The organism is Streptomyces sp. Qhu_M48 (assembly GCF_051305195.1).
Classification (GTDB): domain Bacteria; phylum Actinomycetota; class Actinomycetes; order Streptomycetales; family Streptomycetaceae; genus Streptomyces.
The window spans coordinates 6639672-6651875 of record NZ_CP195432.1 but is presented as its reverse complement, the minus strand read 5'-3'; the positions used below and the strand labels follow the sequence as shown (position 1 = coordinate 6651875).

10 protein-coding genes and 1 riboswitch are annotated in these 12204 nt (G+C 72.0%); of the genes, 4 read left to right on the top strand and 6 right to left on the bottom strand.

The window, feature by feature from the left end; translation table 11 throughout:
- Positions 1-37: 37 nt before the first annotated feature.
- The 4 genes from ACRRSS_RS29690 (at position 38) to def (ending at position 4490) form a co-directional block, all read left to right on the top strand.
- Positions 38-1420, top strand: coding sequence for an HD-GYP domain-containing protein (locus tag ACRRSS_RS29690; RefSeq protein ID WP_435975455.1), 1383 nt, complete (start codon positions 38-40; stop codon positions 1418-1420).
- Positions 1417-2727 (top strand): HD domain-containing protein, encoded by a 1311-nt coding sequence (locus tag ACRRSS_RS29685; RefSeq protein WP_435974126.1) that lies wholly within the window; start codon positions 1417-1419, stop codon positions 2725-2727. The genes ACRRSS_RS29690 and ACRRSS_RS29685 overlap by 4 nt, the downstream gene beginning before the upstream one ends.
- A 79-nt stretch (positions 2728-2806) precedes the next feature.
- Complete coding sequence (locus ACRRSS_RS29680) at positions 2807-3787, top strand: tetratricopeptide repeat protein (protein WP_030548424.1); 981 nt, start codon at positions 2807-2809, stop codon at positions 3785-3787.
- 67 nt (positions 3788-3854) lie between these two features.
- Entirely contained in the window at positions 3855-4490 is a 636-nt protein-coding gene (gene def, locus ACRRSS_RS29675; protein ID WP_435974125.1) for a peptide deformylase, read from the top strand.
- A 71-nt stretch (positions 4491-4561) separates the two neighbouring features.
- On the opposite strand, the gene ACRRSS_RS29670 is transcribed toward def, so the two are convergent.
- The 6 genes from ACRRSS_RS29670 to ACRRSS_RS29645 form a co-directional block, all read right to left on the bottom strand.
- Positions 4562-5578, bottom strand: a complete 1017-nt coding sequence (locus ACRRSS_RS29670; RefSeq protein ID WP_435974124.1) for a ribonucleotide-diphosphate reductase subunit beta — start codon at positions 5576-5578, stop codon at positions 4562-4564.
- Positions 5578-7950, bottom strand: coding sequence for a ribonucleoside-diphosphate reductase subunit alpha (locus tag ACRRSS_RS29665; protein WP_435974123.1), 2373 nt, complete (start codon positions 7948-7950; stop codon positions 5578-5580). The genes ACRRSS_RS29670 and ACRRSS_RS29665 overlap by 1 nt, the downstream gene beginning before the upstream one ends.
- A gap of 132 nt (positions 7951-8082) precedes the next feature.
- Positions 8083-8209: riboswitch (cobalamin riboswitch) on the bottom strand.
- A 51-nt stretch (positions 8210-8260) separates the two neighbouring features.
- Complete coding sequence (locus ACRRSS_RS29660) at positions 8261-8761, bottom strand: GNAT family N-acetyltransferase (protein WP_435974122.1); 501 nt, start codon at positions 8759-8761, stop codon at positions 8261-8263.
- Between the two features lie 185 nt (positions 8762-8946).
- Positions 8947-10572: a monocarboxylate uptake permease MctP gene (gene mctP, locus ACRRSS_RS29655; protein WP_435974121.1), complete on the bottom strand. Its 1626-nt coding sequence runs from the start codon at positions 10570-10572 to the stop codon at positions 8947-8949.
- Entirely contained in the window at positions 10569-10823 is a 255-nt protein-coding gene (locus ACRRSS_RS29650; RefSeq protein ID WP_435974120.1) for a DUF3311 domain-containing protein, read from the bottom strand. Before ACRRSS_RS29650 ends, mctP begins: the two co-directional genes overlap by 4 nt.
- A gap of 290 nt (positions 10824-11113) precedes the next feature.
- On the bottom strand, positions 11114-12097 hold the full coding sequence (locus tag ACRRSS_RS29645) for a LuxR C-terminal-related transcriptional regulator (RefSeq protein WP_435974119.1): 984 nt from the start codon (positions 12095-12097) through the stop codon (positions 11114-11116).
- Between the last annotated feature and the right edge of the window lie 107 nt (positions 12098-12204).

The window sequence follows — 12204 nt, the reverse complement described above, 5'->3', positions numbered from 1 at the left end:
GGCCGCCCGACTCGCTAGCGTGACGGGGGTGATGGGCGTGAAGGTCATTCCGCGAGCGGCCCGCGTGTACATCGGCTGCGCCCTGCTCGGAGCCGGGGCGTCCGCCCTGCCCGCGCTGCGCCCCGGCGCGGCCACCCCCTGGGGCACCGTCGCGCTCCTCGCCGCCCTGTACGCACTCTGCGAACTGCCCGCCCGCTGCCCCCTCCTGGGCCGGGCGCTCGGCGGCCACGTCCCCATGGGCACCGGCTCCTTCTTCCCCGTCCTCCTCGCCGCCGCCCTCCTCCTGCCCCCCGCGGCGGCCGCGCTCACCGCCCTGCCCGGCAGCCTCCTCGCCCGCGTCGAGGAACCCCCGGCCGCGCCCCGCCGCGCCTGGCGGGCCGCCGCCACGGCCCTCGCCGTCTGGGCCGCCGCCCACGCCGCCGGGGCCCTGAGCTCCTCCGGCGCCCTCGGGCGAGGCCCCGACGCCCCCGACTTCCCGGACGCGCTGCTGCCCGCGGGCGCCGCCGCGCTCACCTTCTGCCTGGTCCTGACCGCCCTCGACGGCGGCATCCGGGCGACGGCCGACGGAGTGCCGCTCCGAGCCGCCTGGCGCGGCCTCCTCGGCCGGGCGCTCGCCCCGCACGTCGTGCACGGGCTCGCCGGGCTGATGATGGCCGTGCTCTGGCGCAGCACGTACGGGCCGGTCGCGGCGCTCTTCGTGCTCCTCCCGATGTACATCTCCTGCTGGGTCTTCGCCCAGTACCACCGCGAGCGGGCCGCCCACCAGGCCACCATCCGCGCCCTCGTCCAGGCCGTCGACATCAAGGACCGCTACACCCGGGGCCACAGCGAACGCGTCGGACACGCCTCCGTCCTGATCGCCCGTGAACTCGGCATGGCCGGGGAACGGCTCGACGTCGTACGGTTCGCCGGCATCCTCCACGACGTCGGCAAGCTGGGCGTACCCACCCGCGTCCTCCGCAAGGACGGACCGCTCACCCCGGAGGAGCGCCGGATCATCGAACTGCACCCGGAGTACGGACACGAGATGGTCCGGGGCATCGGCTTCCTCGGCGAGGCGCGGGCCGCGATCCTCCACCACCACGAACGCATGGACGGCGGCGGCTACCCGTACGGGCTGCGCGGTGAGGAGATCCCCGAGTTCGCCCGGGTGGTGGCCGTCGCCGACGCCTTCGACGCCATGACCTCCACCCGCTCCTACAGCCGGGCCCGGCCGGTGCCGACCGCCGTCGCCGAACTGGAGCGGTGCGCCGGCAGCCACTTCGACCCCCGGATGGTCGCCGCCCTCGTCCGGGCCCTCGACCGGCACGGCTGGCAGCCCGCCGCCACCGCCGACGAGACGTCCCCGCAGCCCGAGCAGGTGCCTTCGCCGCGCGCGCGGGACACCTCGTCGCCCGACCGGTCCAGGGAGCGCGCATGAGAAGACCGGCGCGCCCCCGGCCCGGGGCCGTCACCGTCGGCGCCGTGTACGGAGCCGCGCTGCTGCTGAGCCTCGCCGGCCTCGGCGCCACCCTCTGGTACGGCATCGAGCAGCCGGGCAACGCCCTCGCCTTCGGCGCCCTCGTCGCCCTCGGCGAACTCGCCCGCTGGGGCGCTCCACGAGACATGGGGGCACCTCCCGTGCTCGAAGAGCCACGGGGGAGCGAACCCGCGCCGCTCGCCGCCGCCGGGGCCCTCGCCTACGCCCTGCTCGGGGCGAGCGCCGGGACCGCCACCACCCACGGCGTCCTCCAGATCGTCGCCGTCGTCGTCGCCGCGGGCCTCGCCGGGATCGTCCCCCACCTCGCCCGCGGCCTGGACCCCGGCCTCGACCAGCTCGCCCGCCGCGTCCTCACCGTCGGCTTCGCCGCACTCTGCTTCCAGCCCCTCTACAACGCGGGGGCCGTCGTCGCCCACCTCGGCGAGGGCCCGTTGTACGCCCTCTTCCTGCTCCTCCTCCTCGTCCTGACCGCCCTGTGCGACGCCGTGCTCGCCGCCCTCGTGCTCCGCGCACGCACCGGATTCCCGTACGGCCCCCTCCTCCGCGACGAACTGCGCGCCCTCCTCGGCATCGGCTCCGCCGTCTGCGCCACCGGTGCCGTCATGGCGCTCGGGGTGGCCGCCGCCGGCCTGTGGGCGCTGCCCGTCCTCGCCGTGCCGCTGCTGCTCACCCAGGTCTCCTTCCGGCGGTACGCGGCCGTGCGCACGGTCAACCGGCAGACCATCGCGTCCCTCGCCCGGGCCACCGAGATCGCCGGCTGCACCCCGCCCGGGCACGCCCGCCGGGTCGCCGCCCTCAGCGCCGCCGTCGGGCGGGAGCTGGGCCTCTCCGGGGCCGAGCTGACCGTCCTCGAACACGCGGCGCTCATGCACGACATCGGACAGCTCTCCCTCGTCGACCCGGTCGCGGGCGGCGCCACCGCCCTCCTCCCGGCCGAGGAACAGCGTCGGATCGCCCTCCTGGGCGGCGAGGTCGTCCGCAGGACCGGTGTCCCCGAGGCCGTCGCCGTCGTCGTGGAACGCCAGGCCGACCCGTACCGCGAGCAGCCGCCGGCCGCCCGGGTCGTCCGTGCCGTGAACGCCTACGACGACCTCGCGGGCGGCGAGGGCGCGGGCGCCGCGCTCGCCGCCCTGGAGCGGCTCCGGCTCGGCACCGCCCGCGACTATCACCCGGATGTCGTCGAATGCCTGGCCAGGGTCCTGGCGCGGGGCGGAGCAGCTGGGGTGACCTCTGCCGTCCCTGGGTAACCCATGGGTAATGAGCGCGCGTCCGACCGGGCATGGTTGGATGCGAACAAGAGGGTGAAGCGACCGGCAGGCGGGAATCGTGAAGATCTTCGGGAAGGTACGGCATCGGCCCTCCGCCTCGTGGCGGCAGGCCACCGACCGCGCGTTCACGCTGATCGGCGACGGCCGGTACGAGGACGCGGGTGCGTTGCTGACGCGTGCGGCGGATCTGGAGCCCTGGCTCTCGGAGTCCTGGTTCAACCTGGCGCTGCTGCACAAGTTCCGGCACGACTGGGAGCAGGCGCGGGCCGCCGGGCTCCGCGCGGTCGCGCTGCTCGACAAGGAGACCGGCGCCCCCGACTGGTGGAACGTCGGGATCGCCGCCACCGCGCTGCAGGACTGGCCGCTGGCCCGCCGCGCCTGGCAGGCCTACGGACTGAAGGTGCCGGGCGCCGCCGCCGGCACCGGCGAGCCCGCCGGCATGGAGCTGGGCAGCGCCGCCGTCCGGCTCTCGCCCGAGGGCGAGGCCGAGGTCGTCTGGGGCCGTCGGCTCGACCCGGCCAGGATCGAGGTCCTCTCCATCCCGCTGCCGTCCTCCGGGCGCCGCTGGGGCGAGGTCGTCCTCCACGACGGCGTGCCGAACGGCGAGCGCACCACCACCGCGGGCCCCTCCTACCCGGTCTTCGACGAGATCGAGCTGTGGGCGCCCTCTCCCGTTCCCACCTGGGTGGTCCTCCTGGAGGCGGCCACCGAGGCCGACCGGGACGCCCTGGAGCAGCTCGCCGCCGAGGCCGGTTTCGCCGCCGAGGACTGGTCGTCCTCCGTGCGGCTGCTCTGTCGCGCCTGCTCCGAGTCGACCATGCCGAGCGCCGAGGGCGAGGGCGAGCACTCCGACCCGCACGACCACAGCGAGCCCGGGCACCCCGGGCCGCTCGGCCACCGTTCGCCGGGCGAGCTGTGGGTCCCGGAGCGGGAGTGCGGCCTCGCGGCCCCGGCGGGCCTGGTGCGCGGGCTCCTCGACGGCTGGGTGGCGGACAGCCCCGACAGCCGTGAGTGGCGGGATCTCGAAGAGGTCTGCTGAGCGGGCGCCGGTGGGCCCGTAGGCTGTCCTTCGACGGAATCGGGTTTTCAGGAAGGCGCGGCCGGACATGGCGCAGCAGGAGACGGACGAGCAGACGCAGGTCAACGACGGCTTCGTCGTGGACACGGAGGAGTGCGAGGAGCGCGAGCTCGCCCACCGTGAGCGCGGTACTGCCCGCCCGATCACGGTGGTCGGCAACCCGGTGCTCCACAAGGAGTGCAAGGACGTCACCGAGTTCGACGACTCGCTCGCGGCGCTCATCGACGACATGTTCGCCAGCCAGAAGGCCGCCGAGGGCGTGGGCCTGGCCGCGAACCAGATCGGTGTGGACCTCAAGGTCTTCGTCTACGACTGCCCCGACGACGAGGGCGTCCGGCACACCGGTGTCGTGATCAACCCGGTCCTCCAGGAGCTCCCGGCCGAGCAGCGCGTCCTGGACGAGTCCAACGAGGGCTGCCTGTCCGTGCCGACCGCCTACGCCGAGCTGGCCCGCCCCGACTACGCGGAGGTCCACGGCCAGGACGCCCAGGGCAACCCGATCAAGGTGCGCGGCACCGGCTACTTCGCCCGCTGCCTCCAGCACGAGACGGACCACCTGTACGGCTACCTGTACATCGACCGGCTCTCCAAGCGGGACCGCAAGGACGCCCTGCGCCAGATGGAGGAGGGCACCCCGCGCTACGAGACGGTGCCGAACGCCTGATCCGGTCCGAGCGTGACGACGAAGGGCCCCGCACTCCTCGGAGTGCGGGGCCCTTCTCGTACCGCCGGGTCCTAGAAGTCCTCGTCTAGGTCCACCGAGCCCTCGACCGCCACCTGGTAGGCGGACGGGCGGCGCTCGAAGAAGTTCGTGAGCTCCTGGACGCCCTGGAGCTCCATGAACGCGAACGGGTTCTCGGAGCCGTACACCGGGGCGAAGCCGAGGCGCTGGAGGCGCTGGTCGGCGACGCACTGGAGGTACTCGCGCATCGACTCGGTGTTCATGCCGGGCAGGCCGTCGCCGCACAGGTCGCGGCCGAACTGCAGCTCCGCCTCGACGGCCTCCTTCAGCATGTCGGTGACCTGCTGCTGGAGCGCGTCGTCGAAGAGCTCCGGCTCCTCCTTGCGGACGGTGTCCACGACCTCGAAGGCGAAGTTCATGTGCATCGTCTCGTCGCGGAACACCCAGTTGGTGCCGGTGGCGAGGCCGTGCAGCAGACCGCGGGACCGGAACCAGTACACGTACGCGAAGGCGCCGTAGAAGAACAGGCCCTCGATGCACGCGGCGAAGCAGATCAGGTTCAGCAGGAAGCGGCGCCGGTCGGCCTGGGTCTCCAGGCGGTCGATCTTCTCGACCGAGTCCATCCAGCGGAAGCAGAACTGCGCCTTCTCGCGGATGGAGGGGATCTCCTCGACCGCGTCGAACGCGGCGGCGCGGTCGTCCGGGTCGGGCAGGTAGGTGTCGAGCAGCGTCAGATAGAACTGGACGTGCACGGCCTCCTCGAACAGCTGCCGCGACAGGTAGAGGCGCGCCTCGGGGGAGTTGATGTGCTTGTAGAGCGTCAGCACCAGGTTGTTCGACACGATCGAGTCGCCGGTCGCGAAGAACGCGACCAGACGGCCGATCATGTGCTGCTCACCGGGGGTCAGCTTGGCGAGGTCGGCGACGTCCGAGTGGAGGTCGACCTCCTCGACGGTCCAGGTGTTCTTGATGGCGTCCCGGTAGCGCTCGTAGAAGTCCGGGTAGCGCATCGGACGCAGGGTCAGCTCGAAGCCCGGGTCGAGGAGGTTCTTCTGTTCGGTGGCGTTCATTACTGGCAGGCCTCGCAGGACTCGGGGTTTTCCAGGGAGCAGGCGACCGCGTCGGGGTCGGCGGCCTGCTGGACGGGGATGGTGGCGGCCGCCGTCGACGCCTGGGCGGCGCGGGCGATCCGGGTCGCCGGGCGGGAGCGCAGGTAGTACGTCGTCTTCAGACCCTGCTTCCAGGCGTACGCGTACATCGACGACAGCTTGCCGATCGTCGGCGTCTCCAGGAACAGGTTCAGCGACTGCGACTGGTCCAGGAACGGCGTCCGGGCGGCGGCCATGTCGATCAGACCGCGCTGCGGGATCTCCCACGCCGTGCGGTACAGCTCGCGCACCTCGGCCGGGACCCAGGTGAAGCCGGCCACCGAGCCGTTGGCGTCGCGCAGCGCCTCACGGGTCTGCGCGTCCCACACGCCGAGCCTCTTCAGCTCGTCGACCAGGTACGAGTTGACCTGGAGGAACTCGCCGGAGAGCGTCTCGCGCTTGAAGAGGTTGGAGACCTGCGGCTCGATGCACTCGTACACGCCGGCGATCGAGGCGATCGTCGCGGTCGGCGCGATGGCGAGGAGCAGCGAGTTGCGCATGCCGACGGCGGCGATCCGCTCGCGCAGCGCGGCCCAGCGCTCCGGCCAGTTGAGCTCCACGTCGTAGTGGTCCGGGTGCAGGACACCGCGGGCGGCGCGGGTCTTGTCCCAGGCGGGGACCGGCCCGTTGCGCTCGGCGAGGTCGGCGGAGGCCTCGTACGCGGCGAGCATGACGCGCTCGGCGATCCGGGTGGAGAGCGCGCGCGCCTCGGGGGAGTCGAACGGCAGCTTCAGCTGGAAGAAGACGTCCTGGAGGCCCATCGCGCCCAGGCCCACCGGCCGCCAGCGGGCGTTGGAGTTGCCCGCCTGCTCGGTCGGGTAGAAGTTGATGTCGACGACGCGGTCGAGGAAGGTGACGGCCGTGCGCACGGTGGCGTCGAGCCGCTCCCAGTCGATGTCCGAACCGACCACGAAGGCGCCGAGGTTGACCGAGCCCAGGTTGCAGACCGCGGTCTCGCCGTCGTCGGTGACCTCCAGGATCTCCGTGCAGAGGTTCGAGGAGTGGACGGTGTGGCCGGGCTCGGCGGTCTGGTTGGCCGTCCGGTTCGAGGCGTCCTTGAAGGTCATCCAGCCGTTGCCGGTCTGGGCCAGGGTCCGCATCATCCGGCCGTACAGGTCGCGGGCCGGCATCGTCTTGCGGGCGAGGCCCGCCTCCTCGGCCTTGCGGTAGGCGGCGTCGAACGCGTCGCCCCACAGGTCGACCAGCTCGGGCACGTCCGCCGGGGAGAACAGCGACCACTCGGCGTCCGCGTTGACGCGGCGCATGAACTCGTCCGGGATCCAGTGCGCCAGGTTCAGGTTGTGCGTACGGCGCTGGTCCTCGCCGGTGTTGTCGCGGAGCTCCAGGAACTCCTCGATGTCCGCGTGCCAGGTCTCCAGGTAGACGGCGGCGGCGCCCTTGCGGCGGCCGCCCTGGTTGACCGCGGCGACGGAGGCGTCGAGGGTCTTCAGGAACGGCACGATGCCGTTGGAGTGGCCGTTGGTGCCGCGGATCAGCGAACCGCGGGCGCGGATGCGGGAGTACGAGAGGCCGATGCCGCCCGCGTGCTTCGAGAGCCGCGCCACCTGGTGGTAGCGGTCGTAGATGGAGTCCAGCTCGTCCTGCGGGGAGTCCAGGAGGTAGCAGGAGGACATCTGCGGGTGGCGGGTGCCGGAGTTGAACAGCGTGGGGGAGGACGGCAGGTAGTCGAGCCGGCTCATCAGGCCGTACAGCGCGGCGACCTCGTCGAGCGCGCGGACGCTGTCGTCCTCGGCGAGCCCGCAGGCCACGCGCAGCATGAAGTGCTGCGGGGTCTCGATCACCTTGCGGGTGATCGGGTGGCGCAGCAGGTAGCGCGAGTAGAGGGTGCGCAGACCGAAGTAGCCGAAGCGGTCGTCGCCGGCCGCGTCGATCGTCGCGTCGAGGCGGTCCGCGTGCAGCGTCACGAACGCGGCGGTGCGGTCGGCGATCAGGCCCTCGTGGTGGCCGACGGCGACGGAGGCGGAGAAGGAGAACGAGCCCTGGCTCGCGGCCTCGTCGGCGATGGTGATGGTCAGGAGCCGGGCGGCGAGCCGGGAGTACGCCGGGTCGTCGGCGATCAGGCCGGCGGCGGCCTCGGTGGCCAGCTCGCGCAGTTCCGCCTCGTCCGACGAGGCGCTGCGGCCGCGGAGCGCGGCGGCGGCGACCTTGCCGGGGTCGGTGTCGGGGAGATCGGCGGTGAGGTCGGTCAGGGTCCGCAGCAGCACGGTCCCGGGGCCGTCGCTCTCGACCGCGGAAGCCTCGGCCGAAGCCGGATCGGCGGGCGCGATGGTCACGTGGGGGCTCTCCCTCGCTCGGCTCGGGGCCGCGGCGGGGGGAGGCGGGCACGCGGGGGTCCGGACGCCGGACGCGCTGTGTCCACCGGCCCACTCCGCGGGGCCCGGAAGTCATTGGCACCCGAAACGGACGGACCGGGTGCGCTGGCGGCAGGTCTTCGGACTCACCCCGTACGAAACCGCACGAAGCACACCGTTGCGGGACAGTTCCGGATTCGCGCCGGATTCCCCTGCGTCGACAGCGAGGTCGAGCATACATGTGGGGGGCGTCGCTTGCGGAACCCCCCACATGTTGTGTCGCGCCGTGGACTTAGAACTCCAGGGCGTAGGTGCGCAGAGAGTGGTCGGGGATCGGTTCCCAGTCCCGGTGCGGGGTGCGGACGAAGCCCAGACGTTCGTATACGCGGTGCGCCGAGACCATCGAGGCGTCCGTGGAGAGCACCAGGCGGGCACAGCCGGGAAGCGCCCGGGCGCGCTCGACACAGGCCCTCACAAGGGCCTCTCCGACGCCTCGGCCGCGGGCCTCGCGGGCGACGACGAGCATGCGGAACTCGGCCTCGCCGGCGACGGCGATGTCCGCCCACGGGGTGTCGCCGGTGGCGAAGGTCACGCCGCCGAGGAGCAGCCCGTCACCGTCCTCGGCGACGAGGATCTCGCTCTCGCGGGCCCGCCGCGCGGTGTCCCGCAGCACGTTCAGGTACGAGTCCTCGGCCCCGTACTTCAACAGCCCGTCGTTCAGATAGGTCCCCGCGGTGAGTTCGCCGAGCGCCTCGTACTCCTCGGGCCGTACCGCCCTGATGGTGAAGTCCATGAGGGCAGTGTGCCTGGGGACGGCCGCCTCCTGTCAGCCACCGGCCCCACCCGGGTCGCCGGAACCCCCGGGCCGGAAGCGGTCCCCGGTCCGCGTTCTCGCCGGGGGACGGCGAAGGCCGCCCCGCCTCCGGGAGGAGACGGGGCGGCCTATCGCGGGTCCGGCGGCCGTTTCCGGCCGTCGGGTCAGTGGGTCTCGGCGCCGAGCTTCGGGAGCTTCGTGCTGACCCCGGCGTCGCCGGCGTCGGCCGTGTAGTCCTCCGGGGAGGTCTCGTCGATGCCCTCGGGGGCCTTGACGGCCTTGAGGACGAAGGTGAGGACGACCGTGACGACCAGGTTGAGGACGAAGGCGGTGAGACCGATGTAGCCGATCTCGCCGATGCCCGGGATCTCGGCCGAGGAGCCGCCGAAGTGCTTCTGGGTCGGGCTGGCCACCCCGTACGCGGCGACCGTGCCGTAGAGCATGCCGACGGCCCAGCCGGCGAGCAGCGCCCAGCGGTGGAACCAGCGGGTGAAGAGACCGCCGACGAGGGCCGGGAAGGTCTGCAGGATCCAGATGCCGCCGAGCAACTGGAAGTTGATCGCGACCGTCTTGTCCATGGTGAGGACGAAGGCGAGCGCGCCGACCTTCACCAGGAGCGAGACCAGCTTGGAGACCTTGGTCTCCTGGGCCGGGGTCGCGTCCGGTTTGATGAAGTCCTTGTAGATGTTGCGGGTGAAGAGGTTGGCCGCGGCGATCGACATGATCGCGGCCGGGACGAGTGCGCCGATGCCGATCGCGGCGAAGGCCACGCCCGCGAACCAGTCCGGGAACATCGTCTCGAAGAGCTGCGGGATGGCGAGCTGGCCGTTCTTCACCTGGATGCCGGCGGCGATCGCCATGAAGCCGAGGAGCGCGAGCAGGCCCAGCATCAGCGAGTACAGCGGCAGGATCGTGGTGTTGCGGCGGATGACCTCACGGCTCCGGGACGACAGCGTCGCAGTGATGGAGTGCGGGTACATGAAGAGCGCGAGCGCCGAGCCGAGCGCCAGCGTCGCGTACGTCCACTGGCCGGCCTCGCCGGGGACGAGCGCGCCGCGCGGCTTGTCGGTCGCCGGGTTGGTCTGCGCGTACGCCTCGCCCGCCTTGGCGAAGATCTCGTCGAAGCCGCCGAGCTTGATCGGGATGTAGATGATCGCCACCGCGATGACGATGTAGATCAGGGTGTCCTTGACGAAGGCGATGAGCGCCGGGGCGCGCAGACCCGAGGAGTACGTGTACGCCGCGAGGACACCGAAGGCGATGAGCAGCGGAAGGTCCTTGATGAACCAGTGGGTGGTCTCGCCGCCGCCGACGCCCATCACGTCCAGGACGGCCTGGATGCCGACGAGCTGGAGCGCGATGTACGGCATGGTGGCGAGGATGCCGGTGACCGCCACCGCGAGGGAGAGGCCCTTGGAGCCGAACCGGCCGCGCACGAAGTCCGAGGTGGTGACGTATCCGTGCTTGTGGGAGACCGACCAGAGGCGCGGCAGGAAGGTGAAGATCAGCGGGTACACGAGGATCGTGTACGGCACGGCGAAGAAGCCGGCCGCGCCCGCCGCGTAGATGGCCGCCGGGACGGCGACGAAGGTGTACGCGGTGTAGAGGTCTCCGCCGAGCAGGAACCAGGTCACCCAGGTGCCGAACGACCGGCCGCCCAGGCCCCATTCGTCCAGGCTGTTCTCGTTCTCGGCCCTGCGCCAGCGCGAGGCGAGGAATCCCATGACCGTGACGGCCAGGAAGAAGAAGATGAACACGGCGAGCGCGACGCCGTTCACGCCGTCCTTCATCGCGCGTCACCTCCCTTGCGGCCGCGCTGGTCCAGCTGCCACAGCTTGTACGCGACCATGGTGAGCACGGTCGAGATCAGCACCCAGAGCATCTGGTACCAGTAGAAGAACGGGATGCCCGCGAAGAGCGGTTCGGTCTTCGCGTACGAGCTCACCCAGAGCATCGCCACGAACGGCGCGAACAGACAGAGCGCGATCACCACCCTCAGGGGTGTGATGGTGGGTTGTTTCCCTTGTGTCGCTTCTGACATGGCGATTCCCGTCCCCTTACTGATCACCTCGGTAATGGTGGGGAAATCTAGGGGACGCGTGGGCTCCACGGAACCCCCGTCCGTATAACGGATGGGACTCCGCCCCAGCTGCGGCGGTCCAGGGGCGGCGCGGTGGTCGGGCGATGGCCGGGCGGTGGTCGCGCGATGGTCGGGACCGCCCGTGGAGGGCCGATGGAGGGGTGGTGGAGCGGTGGTGGAGAGGGCGGGGCACGAGGGCGGACGCCGCTCAGGGCCAGCCCTCCAAGGCGGGGCGCGAGGGCGGGCGCCGCTCAGAGCCAGCCCTCCTTGGCGGCCCGCACCCCCGCCTCGAAACGGCTGCGCGCGCCGAGCCGGTTCATCAGCTCCGAGCTCATCCGGCGCACGGTCCGCAGGGAGACGCCGAGCCTCCGGGCGGCGATGTCGTCCGTGCAGCCGATGCCGAGCAGCATGAGCAACTCCCGCTCCTGCGGGGAGAGGGCGTGCTCGTCCCGGCGCGGGGCCTCGCCGAACGGGGTGCCGCCGTCCCACAGCCGGTCGAAGAGCACCACGAGCGCGTGCACCAGGCCGGGACTGCGGACCTCCAGGGCGCCCGCGCGGCCGTCCTCCGGGTCGACCGGGACGAGCGCGGCCTCGCGGTCGACGATCACCATGAGCATCGGCACCACGGGCACCGTCCGGGCCTGGCCGCCGAGATCGCAGTACCACCGCACGTACTCGACGGTCGGCGGGTCGTTGCGGAAGCTCTCCTGGTAGATGGACCGGATCCGTACCCCGCGTTCCAGGGCGAGTTGGTCGAGCGGCTGGCTCGCGTCCATCGTGTCGGGGAGCTGCGCCCCGCCCGGGAGCAGAGAGAGGCACTCCGTACGGGCGTTCGCGGCGAGGTCCTCCAGGCGCTCGCGGACGTTCTCCAGGCCCACGACGCGGTGCACGACGTCGTGCCGCGCCGATCCGTCGGTCCGGTCGGCGTACGTGGCGAGGATGTCGGCCACCGCCCGCTCGGCCCGCTCGACCTCGCGCCGCCGCCGGCTCAACTCGGCCTCGGCCCGGGAGAGGAGGAAGGAGAAGCCCACCTCGGGATCGAACGGGAGGACCTCCCCCGTTCCGTCCTCCATGGAGACGAGGCGGGCCTCCGTGAGTCTGCCCAGTGCCTCGCGGACCTGCTCCTCCGACCAGCCGAGGCGGCCGGCCATGTCCGCCACCCCGTAGTCGGGCCGTTCGAGCATGAGCCGGTACACGGTCTCCGCGGACTGCTCTATTCCCAGCGCATCCAGCAAGACGACTTCCCCCCGCATAGTCCCGTCGTGCCGTTCACTTTGCGTGCCTGACCGTGCGGCCCCTGCGATGGTAGGCCGCGGTCGGCCCGTAGGACTAGACCAATCGA